Raw genomic sequence first — 20,017 nt, 5'->3', positions numbered from 1 at the left:
GTGGTATTCGAGGTAGAGTTCAGGCCATGTCGAGGTTGCTGCTGGCCTGCGTGTTCGCGCTGATGAGCGTTCTCGGGATCGCCGGTGTGGCGTCCGCGCAAGAGGCGCCGAACGCGCCGGTGGTGGCGGCCGGGCAGACAGCGAATCCGGGTCCGAGCGTGAACGCGCCGCAGGAACCGTCGCCTGAAGTACGCCAGGAGACCAAGCGCAAGCTGTGGATCGGCGGGATCGCGCTGTTCCTGTTCGTGCTGGTCTACTACCGCAACAAGAAGCGGTGGGCGAAGTGGCGCAAGGAGCGGGCGGCCAAGAAGGGCTAGTCGTTAACACTGGGCGACGTGTCCCACTGGGTGAGACGTAATAGTCAAAATTAAGCGTGCCTCCCGACCATTTGCGTCATCGTTGATCGGTCAGACCGAAACTCGCTCGCCGCTCGGCGCAGCGCTGCGACCGGCCAGCCGGTTGATCATCATCAGCGCACCGCGCCTCACAGGTGGTGATGCAGGATGGTGAGCAAATGAGTACCGACTTGAAGATCAGCACACGCTCGACCGTCGAGCGGTACTCCGACGCGCTGGTGGACCTCTCGCACTCGCTGCACGCCGAGCCTGAGCTGGCGTTTCAGGAGCACCGCAGCGTCGAGAAGATCACTTCGCTGCTCGCCCGCGAGGGTTTCGAGATCGACCGCGGGGTGGCGGGCCTCGACACCGCGTTCGTCGCGACCTGCGGCGACGGCGAGCTGGTGCTGGGACTTTGTGCCGAGTACGACGCGTTGCCCGAGGTCGGACACGCGTGCGGGCACAACGTCATCGCCGCCGCTTCGGTCGGTACCGCACTCGCTCTGCGTGACATCGCCGACCGACTGGGTATCACCGTGAAGGTGATCGGTACTCCGGCGGAAGAGGTCGGCGGCGGCAAGGTGCTCCTGCTCGAACGGGGCGTGTTCGACGACGTCTCGTTCTCGATGATGGTGCACCCCGCGCCGTACGAGTCGTGCGCCGCGAAGTCGCTCGCCATCACCGACCTCGAAGTGCACTACACGGGCAAGCCGTCGCACGCGGCCGCCGCCCCGCACCTCGGCATCAACGCCGCGGACGCGGTGACGGTCGCACAGATCTCGATCAGCCTGCTGCGGCAGCACCTGGAGCCCGGCCAGATGGTCTCGGGGATCGTCACCAACGGCGGCACCGTGCCGAACGTAATACCCGCTCGCGCCTCGGCGATGTTCGATGTGAGGGCGGAGAACCTGGAATCGTTGCAGCGCCTGGAGAACCGGATCCGGGACTGCTTTCGAGCCGGCGCACTCGCGACCGGCTGCACCCATGAGGTCGTGCAGGTCTCACCGATCTACGCCGAGCTGACTCCTGACCCGTGGCTTGCGGACGCCTACCGGCGTGCGGCCACTGAGCTGGGACGACGACCGCTTTCACCCGATCAGGAACAGCGGGAGAAGATCGGGAGCACCGACATGGGCAACGTCACCAGAGTGTTGCCCGCAATCCACCCGACCATTGCCATCGACTGCGGAGACGCGGTGAACCACCAACTAGAGTTCGCGACCGCCTGTGCCTCGGCGTCGGCCGACCGTGCGCTCCTGGACGGAGCACTTGCCATGGCCTGGACGACGATCGCGACAGCCACCGATTCCCAGCAGCGCGCACGGCTGCTCGCTGCGGCCGACAGCGTTGTGAGTGCGAAATGAGTATTCTGGATCCCGGTCTCGACCTGGCGCACGATGGCGGTCTGCTGGAGGAAGTTCCCTCCAACGGTGCGCTGGCGGACCTGTCATACGCCACCATGTCCACTGTGGAAGACTTCGGAGCAGGACGAGGGCCGGAGTGGCTTGATGATTGGCTGAAGCGCAACGCGGCTGAAGTAGTCGGGTGGCGGCGGCACATCCACGCGCATCCTGAGCTGTCGCGCCAGGAGCACAACACCACTCGTCTCATCGTCGACCTGCTGCGCTCGGCAGGGTTGAAGCCTCGCGTGCTTCCCGGTGGTACGGGTGCGGTGTGCGAGGTGGGCAGCGGGCCCAGGTGCGTGGCGTTGCGCGCCGACATCGACGCGCTGCCGCTGCCCGAACGCACAGGCCTGGATCACCAGTCGACAGTTCCCGGCGTCAGTCACGCTTGTGGCCATGACGGTCATACGACGGTGCTGCTGGGCGCCGCTCTCGCGCTTGCGTCCGCTCCCCAACTCCCGGGGAGGGTTCGGCTGATCTTCCAGCCCGCTGAAGAGGTCATGCCCGGTGGTGCGCTCGACGTGCTGGCGGCTGGCGGTCTCGACGGTGTTGAGCAGATCTTCGGCCTGCACTGCGACCCCAGGCTTCAGGTGGGCAGGATCGGTACGCGGATCGGCTCCATCACCTCGGCGAGCGACCTCATCGAACTCCGGCTCACCTCGCCTGGTGGGCACACCTCGCGTCCGCACCTGACGGCTGATCTGGTCCATGCCATGGGCACCGTGATCACAGGTTTGCCGTCGTTGCTGTCCCGCAGGGTCGATCCTCGTTCGGGCACCGTCCTCGTGTGGGGCGCGGCGCACGCCGGTGAAGCGCCGAACGTCGTGCCGCAGGAAGGTGTGCTCCGGGGAACGCTCCGCACGGGCAGCCACGAGATCTGGGCCGAACTGGAGCCGCTCGTCCGCGACCTGATCGGCTATCTGCTCGGTCCCACCGGTGTCGGCTTCGACCTGCACCACCGTCGAGGTGTGCCGCCCGTTGTGAACGCCGCGGAGAGCACCGCGATCCTGCGGGCGGGCATCGAGGCAGCGCTTGGCGAGGACGCGCTGGCCGGCACGGAACAGTCGTCGGCAGGCGAGGACTTCGGCTGGTACCTGGAGCACGTGCCGGGCTCGTTCGGACGCCTCGGCGTGTGGTCGGGAGAAGGGCCGCAGCGCGACCTGCATCAGCCCACGTTCGATCTGGACGAGCGGGCCTTGTTGGTCGGTACGAGGGTCATGGTGCACGCGGCTCTTGCCGCGTTGGCCTAACGGATGTGGGGCGCGCCGTCTGTGCGGTACGCCCCACATTGCTCAGTCGTTCAGCAGACCAGCCAGCAGCCCCGTGTCGATGTTTCCACCCGAGAGCACGGCCGCGCATCGCCCGCCGGGCAGCGAAGAACGATGATGCAGATAGGCGGCGGCAGCGACCGCGCCACTCGGCTCGACGATCAGGTGCGCCTGCGTCGCGAGCATCCGGACAGTGCTCAGGATCTCGTCCTCGGACACCGTCACGATGCCGTCCAGATGCTCGCGAAGGTGCGCGAACGTGAGCGGCGAAAGGTTGGTGCGCAGGCCATCGGCCACTGTGCGCCCCGTCAAGTCCATCGACCAGGTCGCCAACTCACCACTGCGCAGGCCCTCCGCGGCGTCCGCCGCGAGTTCCGGCTCCACACCGATCACGGATGTGCCGGGGCTCAACGCCTTGATCGCTGCCGCAACTCCCGAGGCAATGGCTCCACCCCCGACCGGCACGAGCACCAGGTCGACCAGTGGCAGGTCCTCGATGATCTCCACTCCGATGGTGCCCTGACCCGCGATCACGTGCGGGCTGTCGAATGGCGGGACTACCGTGAAACCATGCTCGTCCGCCAGTGCTTCGGCCTTGGCTTTGCGCTGGGCAGGTGGGACGAGCAAGATTTCCGCACCGAGTTCCTTCGTTGCGTTGACCTTCACCACTTTGGCGTCGCTCGGCATGACTACGGTGCAGGGTGCTCCCATCGTTCTGGCGGCGTACGCCAGTGCCTGGGCGTGATTGCCGGATGAGTAGGTGACGACTCCGGCGGCGATCTGCTCGGGAGAGAGCTGACTGACCGCGTTGAAGGCACCGCGAATCTTGAACGAGCCCGTGATCTGAAGATTCTCCGCTTTCAGCCAGAGGTTTTCCGCACCGAATCCAGGACAGTTCAGGAGTGGTGTGCGGACGGTCCGTCGTGAGGTGGCCTCGACAGCTCGGCGGATCTCTGAAATCGTTACCAGGTTCATTGCTGCTCGCAATCAGCGGATGTGTGCTATTGGGCGGGTGAGTCCACAGCTATCGCGTCGACGGCGATTCGCCTGCCACCCGCGAGCTGGACGATTGCTGCGGTACGTGCCGGCGGCATCACCGGAAAAGTCTCCTCGTAGACCCTGTTGATGATCGGCAGGTACTGGAGGTCGGCGTAGAGAATCGTGGTTTTGACCACCTCGTGGAGCTGCGCCCCGACCGCCTTCAAAGTTGTTCCGAGGTTGACGAACGCCTGCCTGCACTCGGCTTCGAAGCCGCCCTCGGGGACCTCGTTCGTCGCTGGGTCTACGCCGGATTGCGCGGAAACGAAAACAATGTTCCCGGCTCGCACTGCGGGCGAGTACGGGCCGAGTGTGAGTGGCGCACCTGTGCTTCCGAGCTGCCCGTTCGGGAGGATCGACACGTTCCTCACCTGCCAATCGCGATATAGTTGTCTGGCGGTTCAAAATTGGGCACATGCTATCGGAATCGGCATCGTTGTGGGTAACCGGGTTGCACCGTGCCTGCCGATGTCATAGTGAAGGCGTCCAGCCGTGGGGTGATTGTACGACTATTGAGCGTCACCCGAGGCGGTCCATGTGAGTGATATGTATTGGTCGGCAACGCAATAAGTTTCCGCTGGCCTGGAATATTCCACAATTGGTGGAAAATTTGACACGAAAGGGTCAAGTACCGGCAAACTGCGGTAACGATTCTGCGCGCCGTCCGATGATATGAAGTCAGAGCGTGGTGTGATGGCCGAACCGGATCGATCATGGTGACTGTGTGGAGCCAGGGGCGACATCATGAGGTTCGTGTTCAGAAAGCCCGGTGTGCGTGCCGCGGTGATCGTGATCGTCGGTATCACGGTGACAACGCTGGTGAACCTCATCACGAGTGGACTGGCCCTCGACGGCCTGCGCTGGTGGTTTGTCGGGGGGCTCGCCGTGGTCTGCGGCGTCTGGGGTGTTGTCGAGTACGCCAACGCGGACAACAAAATGCCGGCCAAAGTCGTACGTGAGTCCACACCTCCGTTGTGGATGCTTCCCGCTACCGATGAGCCGATCGATCGACCTGTTCTGAGTGCGGCGTTGCTGGCACTGCTCACCGAACGGAAAGGTGCGCTGATCGGAATTACCGCACTGCACGGTGCGGGCGGCTTCGGCAAGACCACGCTCGCTGCCCAGGTTTGCGCGCTGCCCAAGGTCCGTGCTGAGTATCCCGGCGGCCTGCTCTGGGCCACGATCGGCGAGGAGCGAAAGGGCTCCGACGTCGCGGCGATAGCGAACGACCTCTCGGCCCAACTGACAGGCGACCGACCTTTCTTCTCGGATGCCGAGCAGGCCGGACGTCATCTCGGTGGACTGCTCGACCAACGGCCTCCGACCCTGCTGGTGGTCGACGACGTGTGGAGTGCGGACCAAGTCGCTCCATTCCTTTTCGCGGGAAGCCAGACGACCCGGTTGGTCACCACCCGGAATGCAGGGTGCCTGCCGGTGACCGCCACGACGATTCACGTCGATGAAATGGAAGGCGGGGAATCGGCCGCGCTCCTGCGTCGCGGCCTGGGTGATCTTCCCGAAACTGCCGTTAAACCACTGGTGGAAATGACCGGCAACTGGCCGCTCCTGCTCGCCATGGTGAACGGAGCCATGCAGGCGCACATCCGGGAGGGTGTCTCGGTTCAGGACGCCGTTGGGTTGCTGATCGACCAGTTGCGCGCTGAAGGGCCGGCGTTCTTGGATGTCCGGATCGGTGCGAGCCGTGATCACGCGGTGAAGCTGACGGTGGCAGCGAGCTTGCGGCTGCTCGCTCCTGTGCAGCGTGAGCGGTACTTCGCGTTGGGTATTTTCCCCGAGGACGTCGACATTCCGCTGTCCATGCTCTCGGTGCTCTGGTCGCTGACTCCGACCGACACGCGCAGGCTCTGCGAGGATCTGGCTGGACTTTCCCTGGTCAAGGCCTATCGGCGCGGTTCGGCCACGTTGCAGTTGCACGACGTCATTCGTGATCACATTCGGCACGAGCTGGGTGACGAGGGGATCGTTCGGGTCAACACCGACCTGTTGAAAGCCGCGCGCTCATTCCTGCCCGACGATCAGGACGGGTGGTGGTGCCTTCCGCGGACAGCCGAGTACTTGTGGAAGAAGCTCGCCTATCACCTCTCCGAAGCACAGTGCGACGATGACCTGGAAGCGCTTGTGTGTGATCTCAGGTGGGCTGCGGAGAAGATTCAGAATTTTGGTTTGCCGGCTTACGAGTCCGACCTCGCAAGGGTTGACAGCGAGGTCGTTCGGGCGTTGCGCAGGGCTTTGGTGCGGAAAGGGCACCTGCTTGAACCGGTAGCACCTCCGCATTCGCTCGGCGATTTGCTGGTCAGCAGGTTGCGAGAGATCCCCGAGCTCGGTTCATTGGTCGCCGACTACGTGGCGACACTTCCCGCCAACGTGGCCCATCTGGTGACGCTCTGGCCGATTCCTGCGGTGGACCCGGCGCTTGTGCGCGTGCTTCCCATCGGGCATGGCGACGCGGCTGTCTGCACCCTGTCTCCGGGTGGGGAGTGGTTGGTTTCTGGGGATTCTGCTGGGGTCGTGCGGGTGTGGGGTACTGATGTTTGGGATGGCCAGGTGGTGTTGGGTGGCCATGTCGGTGGTGTGAGTGACTGTGGTTTTTCTCCTGATGGGAGATGGTTGGTCACGACTGGGCTGGATCGTACGGTTCGTGTGTGGAGTGTCGGTTCGTGGTCCGAGTTCGAGTTGTTGCGCGGTCATGCTGACGAGGTGCGGTGTTGTGCGTTTTCTCCGGGTGGGGAGTGGTTGGTTTCTGGGGATTCTGCTGGGGTCGTGCGGGTGTGGGGTACTGATGTTTGGGATGGCCAGGTGGTGTTGGGTGGCCATGTCGGTGGTGTGAGTGACTGTGGTTTTTCTCCTGATGGGAGATGGTTGGTCACGACTGGGCTGGATCGTACGGTTCGTGTGTGGAGTGTCGGTTCGTGGTCCGAGTTCGAGTTGTTGCGCGGTCATGCTGACGAGGTGCGGTGTTGTGCGTTTTCTCCGGGTGGGGAGTGGTTGGTTTCTGGGGATTCCGCTGGGGTCGTGCGGGTGTGGGGTACTGATGTTTGGGATGGCCAGGTGGTGTTGCGTGGCCATGTCGGTGGTGTGAGTGACTGTGGTTTTTCTCCTGATGGGAGATGGTTGGTCACCACTGGGCTGGACCGTACGGTTCGTGTGTGGAGCATCGATTCCTGGTCCGAGCGCGTGTCATTGCGTGGTCATACGGACTCGGTGACGAGTTGCGCCTTCGGCTCGGAGGCGCTGTGGTTCGTCACCGCCGGCGCGGACCACAGCGTGCGGATCTGGGACCTCGCCGTCGAGCGAGAAGGCCTGCTCGGCTTCGGTCAGAACCGGGCGGTGCACAGCTGTGCGGCATCATCGGACGCCCGCTTGCTCGCGGCCGCAGGAATAGACGGTGTGTGCATCTGGGACGCGGATACCCCGGTTGAACGGCAAATGCTTGTTCGGCACGCTGGACCGGTTTCTTCCTGCGCTTTCTCGCCAAGTGAGAAGATTCTCGCCACCGCAGGTGAGGATGGCGCGGTGCTGTTGTGGGACACCCAGCGCTGGGTGCCGGAAGAGATTCCCGTCAGTCATTCTGGGGCTGCCACGGGGTGCTGGTTCTCGTCGGACGGCAGGCTTCTTGCAACCGTAGGCGAGGATGGGGTCGTGTGCGTGTGGAGCATGGAGAAGAGGTGCGTCCACGCGTTGCTTCAAGTTCCGTCTGAACCAGTGCGTTCCTGTGCTTTCTCCGAAGATGGTTCGTGGATCATCACAGGGAGTGTGAACGGGGCGCTGAGGGTGTGGAGCACGAGCGGCTGGCTTGAGCAGATGGGCAGAAACGTGCACGGCAGCGAGGTGCGGAGCTGTGCCTTCTCCCCGGACGGAGCGTGGATCGCCACCGCGGGCGGCGACGGTGTGCGCGTGTGGCGGGCACACGATCTGGCGCCTGTCGCCGAGCTCGACACGACCTTCGGCGCGACTGAGTTGGGTTTTTCCACCGACGGTAGGTGGCTGGCGGCGACTGCGGCCGATTTGGGACTGCGCGTGTGGGAAGTCGCATCGTGGGAGCTGATGGCAGCGATGCGCACCAACGGCAAGGCGAACGCGTTGTGCTGGCTACCAGGCTCGAACTCGGTTTGTGTCGGCAGTGTCGGCGGTATCTATCGTTTCGCGTTCATGCCGCCGACTCAACAGTGAGGAGTCGACTGTGGTGGATGTTTACCGTTCCATACTCGATGACGCGAAACTGACCGAGCGACTGGTGAAGCACGGCTACTGCTACGTTGCGCCGACCGGTGTGCGGATGGAGTTTCCGGACGTGGTGAAGGAACTCGGTCCCCTGATTCCGCAGTACGCCGGTGAGCTGGTCCGTGACATCCGACCTGATCCGGCCTTTTCGAACGCTACTCCGTCCGCCTACAACACGGCGGAGTTGACGCCTCACACGGAGTGGTACGAGTCACCGGAGCTGCCGCCGCGGTATGTCGCGTTGTGGGGCGTGCATGCCTCGGAGGGGCCTGGCGGCGAAACCACGTTGGCGGACGGCTACGGGCTTCTCAGGCACTTCTCCGAAGAAGATCGTAAACGTTTCATGAAAGTCTCGTATGAATGGCGCCTCCCTGCGCGCCGAACGCCGGAGAACGTTGAGCTGGCGGCTACCAGTCCAATCCTGCAGCGGCACGGCGGGGTTGACGTTCTGCGGTTCAGCACCAACGACTTGCGGGTTTCTGACGAGTTGTCGGCAGAATATGTGCGTGTGGGGGTTCGCTATTTCCGGGAAAACTGCGTTGCAGTGAAGGTGCAGAAGGGCGGTCTGCTGGTGTGGGACAACTGGCGGATGCTGCACTCTCGCACGGCTTTCGAGGACAAGCGGCGGCACCTGAGGCGAGTGCTGATTGCCGCCGAGTGAGTCACCCTCCGCGAGAGCGCGTTCCGGAACGTCAGATGTAGAACGCGCTCTCGCAGCGAGTCGGATGCACGCAGATCCTCAATTCCTCACGGATCGCTTCTGCGGGACGTGAGCCGCCGAGACCGCGGATGAGGCCTGGCAGCGCTGGAACGAGCCGCAGCTCGTCCGCGCGGGTGCCCGGCGTCGTCCGGTTGTGAAGACTTCGGCTGGTAGCGGGAACACGTCCCCGGCTCGTTCGCCCTGGCCCAGCCCTTCATCGCTCACAGCACCGGTTCGGTCTGCGCTGTGTCGTGGCGGGTGCGCCACGAGTGGGCGCGCGTCACCAGCGTGTTCGGGTCCTTCTTGTCGGCCACGTAGTACCAGTCCATGCGGACCTCGTCGGCGGTGACCTTCAGCGTCGAGACCCCGTGCGAGTCCAGCTCCACGAACTTGGCGTGCGGGTTGAGCGCCATGATCTGCGCCTCCAGCACCAACGACCCGGTGCGCGGCGGCACCTTCAGCAGCTCGTCGAAGTTGTCCGACGTCAGTGACGTGACGATGTACTCGGTCGCGACCGACTGACCGTCGAGCGGCACGTCGCACGCCCACGAGCTGTGGATGTCACCCGTCAGGAACACCGTGTTCCTGCGCTCTCCCAACGACCGCAGCACCAGCTCCCGGTCCACCGGAAAGCCGTCCCACTGGTCGGGGTTCGAGGGCGGCAGGCCGGGCAGCGGCGGGATCTTGAACGGGCTGATCATCACCGAGTTGCCGACGAGCTGCCAGCGGCCGCGGTCCGCGGTGAGCGTGTTGATCAGCCAGTCCCGCTGGGCGGCACCGAGGATCGTCGTGTCGGTCCGGTACGAGCGCAGGTCGAGCATGCTCAGCGTGGCCAGCTCGCCGAAGCGGAAGATCCGGTCCAGCTTGCCCTCGCGCACCGGCATCCACTCGAAGTAGGCCTGTGTCGCGGCGGCCAGGCGGGCACCCCACGGGCCGTCGGTCGCCGGGTCGTGCGCCGGTGAACCGATGCTCGACGAGTTGTCCGCGCTCTCGTGGTCGTCCCACGTTGCGATGAACGGATGCGCCGCATGGACCGCCTGCACGTGCGGGTCGGTCTTGTACTGGGCGTGCCGGCGGCGGTAGTCGTCGAGCGTCACGCACTTGTGCGCCGGGTCGGGCACGCGGAGCTCGGTGGAGAAGCCCTCGTAGATGTAGTCGCCGAGGTGGATGACGGCGTCGAGGTCCTCGCGGGCGAGGAAGCCGTAGCCGGCGAAGTGGCCGACCGACCAGTTCGCGCACGACACCACCCCGAACCTCAGCTCGGACTCGCAGCCCGCCGTCTTGGTCCGGCCGACCGGCGAGACCACGTCGTCGACGCGGAAGCGGTACCAGTAGCGGGTGTTCGGGCGCAGGCCGTGGACCTCGACCTTCACCGTGTGGTCGCGAGCAGCGGAAGCGTGCGTGGTGCCGCGCCGCACGACGCGGTGGAACTGCTCGTCGGCGGCGACCTCCCACGCCACCGGCGACGACGTCACCACCCGAGTCCACAGCAGCACCCCGTCGGGCAACGGGTCGCCGGACGCGACACCGTGCTCGAACAACGCGGTGGCGGCGTGGGCGGTACCGGCGGAAGTGGCTGCGGCACCGGCCACGGCAGCACTGAGCAGGAAAGTTCTGCGATCAACCCCAGTCATGCAGTCCAGCATGCCCGGAGCGGGTCACACTCAGCTCACGGGTTCGATCAACTGGGCACGTGCCTCCGGTGCCGCGGCGCGGACCGCGTCGGCCGCCTGGTCGTCCGGCTTGGTCTGGGACGCGCGCTCGGCGTCGACCCGCGCGTTGTAGACCTCGACCTCGCGCTTGATCGCGTCGTCGTCCCAGCCCAGCACCGGCGCGATCAGCCGGGCCACCGCCTCCGCCGACTCGACGCCGCGGTGGGCGTACTCGATGGAGATGCGGGTGCGGCGGGTCAGCACGTCCTCCAGGTGCATCGCGCCCTCGTGCGAGGCCGCGTACACGGCTTCGACCTGCAGGTAGTCGGGGGAGGCCGGGATCGGCTTGAGCAGCTCCGGGTTGTCCGCGGCCAGCGAGAGCACTTCGTGCACCAACGAGCCGTAGCGGTCCAGCAGGTGCCGGACGCGGTACGGGTGCAGGCCGTGCTTGGCCGCCAGCTGGTCGGCCTGGTTCACCAGCGCGTGGTAGCCGTCGGCGCCGACCAGCGGCACCTTGTCCGTGATGGACGGCTGGATCCGGCCCGGCAGGTCCACGTGCGCCGCGTCGACCGCGTCCGCACCCATCACCCGGTACGTCGTGTACTTGCCGCCCGCGATCGCGACCAGTCCGGGAGCGACCCTCGCGACGGCGTGTTCACGCGAAAGCTTCGAGGTCGAATCGGACTCGCCTGCCAGCAACGGCCGCAGACCCGCGTACACGCCCTCGATGTCGTCGTGCGTCAACGGGGTCGCGAGCACCGAGTTGACGTGTTCGAGGATGTAGTCGATGTCGTGCTTGGTCGCCGCCGGGTGCGCCAGGTCGAGGTTCCAGTCGGTGTCGGTGGTGCCGACGATCCAGTGGTTGCGCCACGGGATCACGAACAGCACGGACTTCTCGGTGCGCAGGATCATCCCGGACTCGGCGACGATCCGGTCGCGCGGGACGACGATGTGCACGCCCTTCGACGCCCGCACCCGGAACCGGCCGCGCGAACCGGAAAGCCGCTGCAGCTCGTCCGTCCACACGCCCGTCGCGTTGATCACCGCGTGCGCTCGGACGTCGACCTCGCGACCGTCCTCGACGTCCCGCACGCGCACCCCCGAGACGCGGTCGGCCTCGCGCAGGAACCCGACCACCTGGGTCGAGGTGCGCACGACGGCGCCGTAGTGCGCGGCGGTGCGGCCGACCATCATCGTGTGCCGTGCGTCATCGGCTTGTGCGTCGTAGTAACGGATGCCGCCGATCAACGCGTCGCGCTTCAGCGCCGGCACGAGCCGGAGCGCGCCCGCGCGGGTGAGGTGCTTCTGCCCCGGCACGGACCGGGCGCCGCCCATCGTGTCGTAGAGGAACAGACCGGCCGCCGTGTACGGGCGTTCCCACACCCGGTTCGACAGCGGGTAGAGGAAGCTCACCGGCTTCACCAGATGGGGTGCGATGCGCGTCAGCATCAGCTCGCGCTCGCGCAGTGCCTCGCGGACCAGACCGAACTCGAGCTGCTCCAGGTACCGCAGGCCGCCGTGGAAGAGCTTGGAGGACCGGCTGGACGTGCCCGACGCGAGGTCACGGGCCTCGACGAGCGCCACCCGCAGGCCACGCGTCGCGGCGTCGAGTGCCGCGCCGACACCGACCACACCACCGCCGATCACGACGAGGTCGAACGTCTCGGCCCCCAGCCGCTGCCACGACTCCTCGCGCTCGGCGGGACCCAGCCTGCCGGTGATCGGCGGGGCGGCGGGGGTTTGCGGTGCTGCAGCTGCGTTCTTGCGCGTGGCCACGACAGACGCCTCCCTGTGACGACTCGCGGATCACGTTACCTGCAGCAACGCCCCTTCGCCCACGGGCGCGACGACCAGTTGCCAACGGCCTGAAAATGGCCCGACCAGGGGCACTTGGCGTGGACAACTGATCAGCACGGTAATAGCGTCCGAACACGTTGTGGGCGGGCGGCGCGGCCTGACCTCCGGGTTTGCGCTCCCTCCTTGCCGCAGACTGCAGGAGGTCGACGATGAGTGCAGGCTCGATCTTCGTTTGGGAGATGCTGGGGACCGCGGTCCTCATCCTCCTGGGCACCGGTGTCGTCGCGAACCAGGTGCTCAAGAACACGCTCGGCAACAGCACCGGCTTCCTGTTCGTGAACGTCGGCTGGGCCTTCGCGGTCTTCACCGGCGCGAGCATCGCGAACCCGAGCGGGGCGCACCTCAACCCGGCGGTGACGCTGGGTCTCGCCATCGCGGACAAGACGCCGTGGAGCGACGTTCCGATCTACATCCTCGGACAGATGGTCGGCGCGATCCTCGGCGCGATGCTCTGCTGGGCGACGTACAAGCTGCAGTTCGACACGCACGACGAGCCGCAGAACACGCTCGGCATCTTCTCCACCGGACCTACCGTGCCGAACGTGCCGTGGAACCTGGTGTCCGAGATCATCGGCACCTTCGTGCTCGTCGCGTGGATCCTGCTGTCGCCGGGCGCGAAGGTGGCGACCGACGGGATCCCGCAGTTCGGCAACTCGGCGCTCGGCTACGCGGGTGTCGCGTTCGTCGTCCTGGTGATCGGTACCTCGCTCGGTGGCCCGACGGGCTACGCCATCAACCCGGCGCGCGACCTCGGTCCGCGCATCGCCTACGCGTTCCTCATGCCGATCCGCAACAAGGGCAACGCCAACTGGGCCTACTCGTGGGTCCCCGTCGTCGGCCCCCTCGTGGGTGGCGCGCTCGCCGCGCTGCTCTACCTGGTTCTCCCGGTCTGAAAGGACTTCTCGCATGACGCAGTACGTGGCCGCGATCGACCAGGGCACCACGTCGACCCGTTGCATGATCTTCGACCACTCGGGTCGGGTGGTGTCGGTCGACCAGAAGGAGCACGAGCAGATCTTCCCGAAGGCGGGCTGGGTCGAGCACGACCCGATGGAGGTCTGGCAGAACACCCGCCAGGTCGCCGCGGGCGCGCTCGCCAAGGCCGATCTGACCACTTCGGACATCGCCGCCGTCGGCATCACCAACCAGCGCGAGACCGCGGTGGTGTGGGACCGCAACACCGGCGAACCCGTGTACAACGCCATCGTCTGGCAGGACACCAGGACCGACAAGATCGTCGCCGAGCTGGGCGCGCTCGGCGGCGGGCAGGAGCGCTACCGCGCCAAGGTCGGCCTGCCGCTCGCGACCTACTTCTCCGGTCCCAAGATCCGGTGGATCCTCGACAACGTCGAGGGTGCGCGCGAACGTGCCGAAGCCGGCGACCTGCTGTTCGGCAACATGGACACGTGGGTGCTGTGGAACATGACCGGCGGGGTTGACGGCGGCGTGCACGTCACCGACCCGACGAACGCCTCGCGCACCATGCTGATGGACCTCGACACGCTGCGGTGGGACTCGTCGATCGCCGCCGACATGGGCATTCCGATGTCGATGCTGCCGGAGATCCGTTCCTCGTCGGAGGTCTACGGCCAGGTGCGCGAACGCGGCGCGCTGGCCGGGGTGCCGATCGCCGGCATCCTCGGCGACCAGCAGGCGGCGACGTTCGGCCAGGCCTGCCTCTCGCCCGGCGAGGCCAAGAACACCTACGGCACCGGCAACTTCATGCTGCTCAACACCGGTACCGAGAAGGTGATGAGCGAGAACGGGTTGCTCACCACCGTCTGCTACAAGATCGGTGACGCGGCTCCGGTGTACGCGCTGGAGGGCTCGATCGCGGTCACCGGCTCGCTGGTGCAGTGGCTGCGCGACAACCTCGGCATGATCGGCTCCGCGGCCGAGATCGAGGAGCACGCGCGGTCCGTCGAGGACAACGGTGGCGCGTACTTCGTGCCGGCGTTCTCCGGCCTCTTCGCGCCGTACTGGCGTTCCGACGCCCGTGGCGCGATCGTCGGCCTGACCCGGTTCGTCAACAAGGGCCACCTCGCGCGGGCCGTGCTGGAGGCCACCGCCTTCCAGACGCGGGAGGTGCTCGACGCGATGAACGCCGACTCGGGCGTCGACCTGACCGCGTTGAAGGTCGACGGCGGCATGGTCGTGAACGAGCTGCTGATGCAGTTCCAGGCGGACATCCTGGGCGTGCCGGTGATCCGGCCGGTCGTCGCCGAGACGACCGCGCTCGGCGCCGCCTACGCGGCCGGTCTCGCGGTCGGGTTCTGGAAGACCGAGGACGACATCCGCGAGAACTGGGCGCAGGACAAGAAGTGGGAGCCGCAGATGGACGACGACCGCCGGCGGTCCGAGTACGCGAACTGGAAGAAGGCCGTCACGAAGACCTTCGACTGGGTGCAGGACTGACCTGCTGCCTCGTCCTGATCGGGCTTCGCCGAGTCAGGACGAGGCTGTGTTGGCTCCTTGGGAGGCTGTGTTGACTCCTCGGGAGGCGAAGCCTGCCGCTGCCTCGTCCTGATTGGGCTACGCCGAATCAGGACGAAGCAGCGGCGTGCACGATCACGTTGTCGGGAGTGCCGCACGTGATCAGCCGCAGCCCCTGCTCGTCCGCGTCCCGCCCGACCGCCTCGGCGAAGAAGTCGTCGCGGATGATCCTCTCGCTGCGCGCCACGGTGAAGCGGGCGACCGAACCGTCCTTCTTGGACACTTCGAGGGTGTCGCCGGGCTGCAGGTCGTTCAGGCGGTAGAAGACGCCTCTGGCCTTGTTGCTCTCGATCCGGCCGACGATGATCCACTGCTTCGGGTGCGTCTGGTGCCAACCGGCCTGCATGCCCTCGTTGACCGGCGGCTGCTGGACCAGGCCCTGCGGGTCGAGGCCGAGCTGGACCAGCGACGACCGCACGCCGATGCGCTCGATCCGCAGCTCCATCGGGTCCGAGTCGCCGAGCGGCGAGATCACCGGCGGCGCGACAGCGGCATCGCTCGTCGCCGCCGACGGCTTCGGTGCCGGCGCCTGCGCACAGGCGGCCGTGGCCAGTGCCACGCTCAGCACCGCGATCAAGACACGAGTCCCCACGAACTCATTGACGCACATCTGGTGCGTTCGTTGCTCGACCAGATGAGATCCGAGGCACTTCTTCGATCATGCCGTGGCGCCGCCGGCTTGCGGGGCGCCGGTCGGCGGCCCTGGCTCGGTGCCTGATGAGCGGCAGGTCGCCGGCGCTGGTCCTTCAGCGTCCTCTTCGGACAGTGTGAAGGCGCTGGTCTCGGCTTTGCCGGTGCCGAGACCGTCAACGCCGACGGTAACTCGGAGGCCTGCGGCGCAGCGCGACCCGTCAGCGCCAGGACCAGGAGCAGCACGCCGGCGAGGACGAGCTTCATCTTCTTGTCTCCAACTGCGGAGTCGCCTAGTCGAGGTCGTCGTGCCGCATCAGCTGGCGGCCCGACTCGGTGATGGAGCCCGACAGCGAAGGGTAGACCGAGAACGTCGTGGCGAGGTGCTCGACGGTCAACTGGTTCTGCACGGCCAGCGCGATCGGCAGGATCAGCTCGCTCGCGTTCGGCGCGACCACCACACCGCCGATGACGACACCGGTCGCCGGGCGGCAGAACAGCTTCACGAAGCCCCGGCGCAGGCCCTCCATCTTGGCCCGCGGGTTGGTGGCGAGCGGCAGCATGATCGTGCGCGCGGGCACCTCACCCGAGTCGATCGCCTGCTGGCTGATGCCGACGCTCGCGATCTCGGGGTTGGTGAAGACGTTCGCGGCGACGGTCTTGAGCTTGATCGGGCTGACGCCCTCGCCCAGCGCGTGCCACATGGCGATGCGGCCCTGCATGGCGGCCACGGACGCGAGCAGCAGCACACCGGTGCAGTCGCCGGCCGCGTAGACACCGCTGACGTTGGTCCGGCTGACCCTGTCGACCGGGATGTACCCGCCGCGCCCGAGCTCGATGCCGATCTTGTCCAGGCCGATGTCGGCGGTGTTCGGCACCGAACCGACCGTCATCAGCGCGTGCGACGCCTCGATCGTGCGACCGTCTTCCAGGTGGATCAGCACACCGTCACCGGTGTTCTCGACCCGGTCCGCGCGGGCGTGCTTGACGACGGCCGTGCCGCGCTCGGCGAACACGTCCTCCAGCACCGCGGCCGCGTCGGCGTCCTCGTGGGGCAGCACCCGGTCCCGGGACGAGACCATGGTCACCTTCACGCCCATCTCGGTGTAGGCGGAGGCGAACTCGACACCGGTCACACCGGAGCCGATGACGGCGAGGTGCTCGGGCAGTTCGGGCAGGTCGTAGATCTGGCGCCAGGTGAGCACCCGCTTGCCGTCGGGCTCCGCGCCGTCGAGAACGCGCGGCGTGGCGCCCGTTGCGATGAGCACCACATCGGCGTTGAGGATCTCCTCCTCGCCGTTCGCGCTGATGGCGACGACCTGGTGCTGGGCGAGCCCGCGCGAGCCGTCCGCGAACTTGGCGCGCCCGTTGATCAGCCGCACGCCTTCCCGCTGGAGGCGCGCCCGGACGTCCGCGGACTGCGCGAGCGCGAGCCCCTTCACCCGTCCGTGGACCACCGGCAGGTCGACCGCGGCCTGGTCGTTGTTGGTCTGAATGCCCAGCTCACCGGCGTTGCGGAAGGCGCTGCGGGCACCCGCGGAGGCGATGAAGGTCTTCGACGGCACGCAGTCGTACAGGACGCACGCGCCACCGGCCCCGTCGTTCTCCACCACGGTCACGTCGGCGCCGTGCTGCGCCGCGACCAGGGCTGCCTCGTAACCTGCGGGTCCGCCGCCCATGATGACGATGCGGGTCACGATCAGTTCCCTTCTGCGCGCTTGCTGGCCGGCACAACCGTACGCGTTGGCCGAATCGCCCGTGTCGTCAGTACCGAAAGCTGATCGCCGGGTCGCTACGCTGTCGGACGTGCCGCTCTATGCCGCGTACGGGTCGAACATGGATCCGAACCAGATGATGGAGCGAGCCCCGTACTCCCCGCTCGCGGGGACCGGCTGGCTCGTGGGTTGGCGCCTGACCTTCGGCGGCGAGGATCTCGGCTGGGAGGGCGCGCTCGCGACGATCGTCGAAGATCCCGACTCGCAGACGTTCTGCGTGCTCTACGACGTCTCGCCCCGCGACGAGTCGCGCCTCGACCGCTGGGAGGGGGCGCTCGGCCTCTACAAGAAGATCCGGCTGCGGGTGCAGACCCTGGAGGGGTCCGTGGTCGCCTGGCTGTACGTGCTGGACGCGTACGAGGGCGGGCTGCCGTCGGCTCGGTACATCGGGGTGGTCGCGGACGCGGCTGAGGCCGCTGGGGCGCCCGATGACTACGTGAACGATCTGCGGACCCGGCCTTGTCAGGGGATCGGGCCCTGATCGGGTTGTTTTGACGGGCGTTGGTTGCGGAAGCCGGGCAGGTGAAGCGCCCGGCCGATCCGCGCGGGCATTCCGGGATGCCGACACGCCGTCCACGGCGTCGTTGTGGCGGGTGCGCGCGAGCTGACCGCGGGCTACGAGCCCGCCGCCTCCTCCAGCAGTTCCACCAGGTGGTGGTGCAGGCGCCGGTAGTCCACGGGCGTGATGGTCGACCACGGCGGCTGACCGGGCGTGGCGCGGCGCATCTGCAGGTAGCGGCCCTTCGGGGTGTCGTAGAAGGCGACCACGCGGTCCGGGCGGACGCGTTTGCCCCACTTGTCGCGGGCGGCGGCGCCGAACTGGCCTCGGTTCGAGACGTCTCGGACCATTTCGGCCAGGGTGTCGGCGTCGGCGGGGCGGACCGTGCCGCGCAGGGCTGCTGCCAGGTCTTCCGGGGTGGCCGCTGAGGCGGCTGCCGCGTCCAGGTCCGCGGACGGGAGGGTGATGGAGTGGCCCTCGCCTGCCGGGGCGGCGGGGAGGGCGGTCAGGGCCTCGCGGGGCAGGCCGCCGGCTTCGGCCGGGCGCAGGATGAGCTGGCCGCTGTCCAGGACGGCCAGGACGCCTGCCTGGCCCTTGCCGGCGGCGAGGACGCGGACGCTGCGTTCGTGCAGCCACAGGCGGGCGTCGACTTCCTGCTGCGGGCGGTTCAGGACGTGCAGCAGGTCTTCGAGGGTCGGGTCCAGGGCGCGCGGGCCGCCCAGGCCTCGTGCGCCGAGCTGGCGCCAGACCTGGTCCTCGACCGCCCGGCGTTCCTCACGGGTCTTGCCCGGTGACGGGACCTTGAGCACCAAGGGCATTGTCTCCAGGCCCAGGTGTTCCCAGAGGACGTCGAACTCCAGCGTGGAGATGATCACCGGGTCGCGCGTGTCGCTCGTCCCCATGTCCAGGCCCAGCACAGTCATCAGTCGGTCGTGCTCTCCCCGATCACGGGCAGCGTGTAGCTGCCCACGCCGTAGATGTCGTCTCGTTCGCGCAGGTAGTCGGCGGCCTTGTGCTCAAGGTCCTCTTCTTCCTCGCCCTTGCGCTGGCCCATGCCGCCGAACGGGTCGAACTGCTGCGCCATCGGCACGGCCCGGCGGTGCACCTGGTCGCCGTCGGAGGCGGCCGCGCCGACCGTGCCCAGCGGGCCCATGGCGGAACCGGCGGCCGAACCCGCACCGGCAGCGCCGCCGTGGCTCATCATCTGACCCACCGCGGCCGACGACGCGGCGGTCGCGCCCTCCTCCATCTCCCTCGCCGCGGAGGAGCCGGAACGGCCCGAGCGCGGGCCCGGCACGCCGGCACCCGCGGTGCCCGTGGTGGACGGGCCGGACGTGCCGGTGGACGACAGCGAGGTCGTCGAGCCCTTCGACGACGAGGACGAACCGACCGGCACCGATGTGCCCGAGGTGCGGGTCGAGGAGCCGGGAGGCGGCTGCGTGCCACCGCGGGGTGGAGGAGCGGTGGAGACCCGCGAACCCGTGCCCGTGCGGCCGCGCGGGACGCTGCCACCGGTCGTGCCCTGCGGACCCACGACCCAGGTGCCGGGCGTGCCCACCTGGGCGCCGCCGCCGTGCGTCACGCCGGTGGTGCTGATCTGCAGCTGCGGCGGCTGGCTGAACTGGCCCAGGGTCGAGGTGTTCGCGGTCGTGGACGACGCGTAGGTGGTCATGACCTCACGAGCGCGGCGTTCGGCCGCGTCCTGGGCCGCCTCCTGCTTCTCGTGGTCGGTCTGGCCGACGAAGAGGTGCGTGAGGCCGGTGATCAGGGCGCCCGGCTGCTCCGAGGTCACCTCGACCGGGGCCGGCATGTCCGCGCGCGCCTTCGAGATGTTGTTCGCCTGCAGTTCCGCAGAGCAGCGCATGACGTCGGCACCGCTGCGGGCGCTGTCGGCCCAGGCGGCGATCGGGTTCAGGCCGCTCTGCGCCATCTCGGCGGCCTTGCCGGTCCACTTCGCGCCGGACAGCGTGATGCCCTTGTGCAGGTCGTCGTTGATCTCGGTCAGCGCGGCCGACACGCCCTGCCAGCGCTCCATCGACGCGAACGACGCGGACGGGCCGGGCCCGGCGTGGATGCGTTCGTACAGCTCCTTGTGGCTGTAGCCCTGCCAGCGGTGGTCTGCCAT

16 protein-coding genes are annotated in these 20,017 nt (G+C 67.2%); 8 read left to right on the top strand and 8 right to left on the bottom strand.

Annotated features, from left to right (window positions below; translation table 11 throughout):
* The first annotated feature begins 26 nt into the window (after positions 1-26).
* The 3 genes from ACWEIJ_RS01695 to ACWEIJ_RS01685 all read left to right on the top strand — a co-directional run bounded on the left by ACWEIJ_RS01695 (position 27) and on the right by ACWEIJ_RS01685 (position 2,988).
* Positions 27-317, top strand: coding sequence for a hypothetical protein (locus ACWEIJ_RS01695; protein ID WP_449835286.1), 291 nt, complete (start codon positions 27-29; stop codon positions 315-317).
* Between the two features lie 197 nt (positions 318-514).
* Positions 515-1,699 carry a M20 family metallopeptidase gene (locus tag ACWEIJ_RS01690; protein WP_449835285.1) on the top strand — a complete coding sequence of 395 codons (1,185 nt, stop codon included), beginning with the start codon at positions 515-517 and terminating at the stop codon, positions 1,697-1,699.
* A complete protein-coding gene (locus ACWEIJ_RS01685) occupies positions 1,696-2,988 on the top strand; it encodes an amidohydrolase (RefSeq protein WP_449835284.1) in 1,293 nt (430 codons plus the stop codon). Before ACWEIJ_RS01690 ends, ACWEIJ_RS01685 begins: the two co-directional genes overlap by 4 nt.
* A gap of 42 nt (positions 2,989-3,030) precedes the next feature.
* Here ACWEIJ_RS01685 and ACWEIJ_RS01680 read toward each other — a convergent pair whose 3' ends face one another.
* Together ACWEIJ_RS01680 and ACWEIJ_RS01675 are read right to left on the bottom strand one after the other, a co-directional pair.
* A complete protein-coding gene (locus ACWEIJ_RS01680; protein WP_449835283.1) occupies positions 3,031-3,981 on the bottom strand; it encodes a threonine ammonia-lyase in 951 nt (316 codons plus the stop codon).
* 26 nt (positions 3,982-4,007) lie between these two features.
* Positions 4,008-4,406, bottom strand: coding sequence for a RidA family protein (locus tag ACWEIJ_RS01675; RefSeq protein WP_449835282.1), 399 nt, complete (start codon positions 4,404-4,406; stop codon positions 4,008-4,010).
* A 382-nt stretch (positions 4,407-4,788) separates the two neighbouring features.
* On the opposite strand from ACWEIJ_RS01675, the gene ACWEIJ_RS01670 reads away from it, so the two are divergent.
* Entirely contained in the window at positions 4,789-8,235 is a 3,447-nt protein-coding gene (locus ACWEIJ_RS01670) for an NB-ARC domain-containing protein (RefSeq protein WP_449835281.1), read from the top strand.
* Positions 8,236-8,245: 10 nt separating this feature from the next.
* A complete protein-coding gene (locus tag ACWEIJ_RS01665; protein ID WP_449835280.1) occupies positions 8,246-8,947 on the top strand; it encodes a TauD/TfdA family dioxygenase in 702 nt (233 codons plus the stop codon).
* Positions 8,948-9,207: 260 nt separating this feature from the next.
* On the opposite strand, the gene ACWEIJ_RS01660 is transcribed toward ACWEIJ_RS01665, so the two are convergent.
* Together ACWEIJ_RS01660 and ACWEIJ_RS01655 are read right to left on the bottom strand one after the other, a co-directional pair.
* A complete protein-coding gene (locus tag ACWEIJ_RS01660; RefSeq protein WP_449835279.1) occupies positions 9,208-10,620 on the bottom strand; it encodes an alkaline phosphatase D family protein in 1,413 nt (470 codons plus the stop codon).
* A 30-nt stretch (positions 10,621-10,650) separates the two neighbouring features.
* Positions 10,651-12,360, bottom strand: a complete 1,710-nt coding sequence (locus tag ACWEIJ_RS01655) for a glycerol-3-phosphate dehydrogenase/oxidase (RefSeq protein ID WP_449835728.1) — start codon at positions 12,358-12,360, stop codon at positions 10,651-10,653.
* A 284-nt stretch (positions 12,361-12,644) separates the two neighbouring features.
* Between ACWEIJ_RS01655 and ACWEIJ_RS01650 the strand changes: the two genes are divergently transcribed.
* Complete coding sequence (locus tag ACWEIJ_RS01650) at positions 12,645-13,388, top strand: MIP/aquaporin family protein (protein WP_449835278.1); 744 nt, start codon at positions 12,645-12,647, stop codon at positions 13,386-13,388.
* Positions 13,389-13,401: 13 nt separating this feature from the next.
* Positions 13,402-14,910 carry a glycerol kinase GlpK gene (gene glpK, locus ACWEIJ_RS01645; protein ID WP_449835277.1) on the top strand — a complete coding sequence of 503 codons (1,509 nt, stop codon included), beginning with the start codon at positions 13,402-13,404 and terminating at the stop codon, positions 14,908-14,910.
* Between the two features lie 127 nt (positions 14,911-15,037).
* Here glpK and ACWEIJ_RS01640 read toward each other — a convergent pair whose 3' ends face one another.
* Together ACWEIJ_RS01640 and ACWEIJ_RS01635 are read right to left on the bottom strand one after the other, a co-directional pair.
* Positions 15,038-15,580 (bottom strand): sortase domain-containing protein, encoded by a 543-nt coding sequence (locus tag ACWEIJ_RS01640; protein ID WP_449835276.1) that lies wholly within the window; start codon positions 15,578-15,580, stop codon positions 15,038-15,040.
* A gap of 331 nt (positions 15,581-15,911) precedes the next feature.
* The gene (locus ACWEIJ_RS01635) at positions 15,912-17,315 is read right to left on the bottom strand and encodes an NAD(P)H-quinone dehydrogenase (RefSeq protein ID WP_449835275.1); all 1,404 of its coding nucleotides are present in this window, start codon (positions 17,313-17,315) and stop codon (positions 15,912-15,914) included.
* Between the two features lie 109 nt (positions 17,316-17,424).
* Here ACWEIJ_RS01635 and ACWEIJ_RS01630 point away from each other — a divergent pair, with 109 nt between their 5' ends.
* Positions 17,425-17,874 carry a gamma-glutamylcyclotransferase family protein gene (locus tag ACWEIJ_RS01630; protein ID WP_109639156.1) on the top strand — a complete coding sequence of 150 codons (450 nt, stop codon included), beginning with the start codon at positions 17,425-17,427 and terminating at the stop codon, positions 17,872-17,874.
* A gap of 134 nt (positions 17,875-18,008) precedes the next feature.
* Here the strand turns inward: ACWEIJ_RS01630 and ACWEIJ_RS01625 are convergent, their stop codons facing one another.
* A complete protein-coding gene (locus ACWEIJ_RS01625; RefSeq protein ID WP_449835274.1) occupies positions 18,009-18,815 on the bottom strand; it encodes an ESX secretion-associated protein EspG in 807 nt (268 codons plus the stop codon).
* Positions 18,815-20,017 carry a PPE domain-containing protein gene (locus ACWEIJ_RS01620; RefSeq protein ID WP_449835273.1) on the bottom strand — a complete coding sequence of 401 codons (1,203 nt, stop codon included), beginning with the start codon at positions 20,015-20,017 and terminating at the stop codon, positions 18,815-18,817. Before ACWEIJ_RS01620 ends, ACWEIJ_RS01625 begins: the two co-directional genes overlap by 1 nt.

It is taken from the genome of Lentzea sp. NPDC004789 (genome assembly GCF_053601075.1).
Note: the sequence above shows the minus strand (reverse complement) of the source record. Positions and strands in the feature narration are given on the sequence as shown.

What these genes read in the sequence shown, in the direction of transcription:
- ACWEIJ_RS01670 (WP_449835281.1), top strand. Translation starts at nt 4,789, where the DNA reads ATGAGGTTCGTGTTCAGAAAGCCCGGTGTGCGTGCCGCGGTGATCGTG.
- ACWEIJ_RS01650 (WP_449835278.1), top strand. Translation starts at nt 12,645, where the DNA reads ATGAGTGCAGGCTCGATCTTCGTTTGGGAGATGCTGGGGACCGCGGTC.
- ACWEIJ_RS01685 (WP_449835284.1), top strand. Translation starts at nt 1,696, where the DNA reads ATGAGTATTCTGGATCCCGGTCTCGACCTGGCGCACGATGGCGGTCTG.
- ACWEIJ_RS01620 (WP_449835273.1), bottom strand. Translation starts at nt 20,017, where the DNA reads ATGGCAGACCACCGCTGGCAGGGCTACAGCCACAAGGAGCTGTACGAA.
- ACWEIJ_RS01680 (WP_449835283.1), bottom strand. Translation starts at nt 3,981, where the DNA reads ATGAACCTGGTAACGATTTCAGAGATCCGCCGAGCTGTCGAGGCCACC.
- ACWEIJ_RS01625 (WP_449835274.1), bottom strand. Translation starts at nt 18,815, where the DNA reads ATGACTGTGCTGGGCCTGGACATGGGGACGAGCGACACGCGCGACCCG.
- ACWEIJ_RS01695 (WP_449835286.1), top strand. Translation starts at nt 27, where the DNA reads ATGTCGAGGTTGCTGCTGGCCTGCGTGTTCGCGCTGATGAGCGTTCTC.
- ACWEIJ_RS01660 (WP_449835279.1), bottom strand. Translation starts at nt 10,620, where the DNA reads ATGACTGGGGTTGATCGCAGAACTTTCCTGCTCAGTGCTGCCGTGGCC.
- glpK (WP_449835277.1), top strand. Translation starts at nt 13,402, where the DNA reads ATGACGCAGTACGTGGCCGCGATCGACCAGGGCACCACGTCGACCCGT.
- ACWEIJ_RS01690 (WP_449835285.1), top strand. Translation starts at nt 515, where the DNA reads ATGAGTACCGACTTGAAGATCAGCACACGCTCGACCGTCGAGCGGTAC.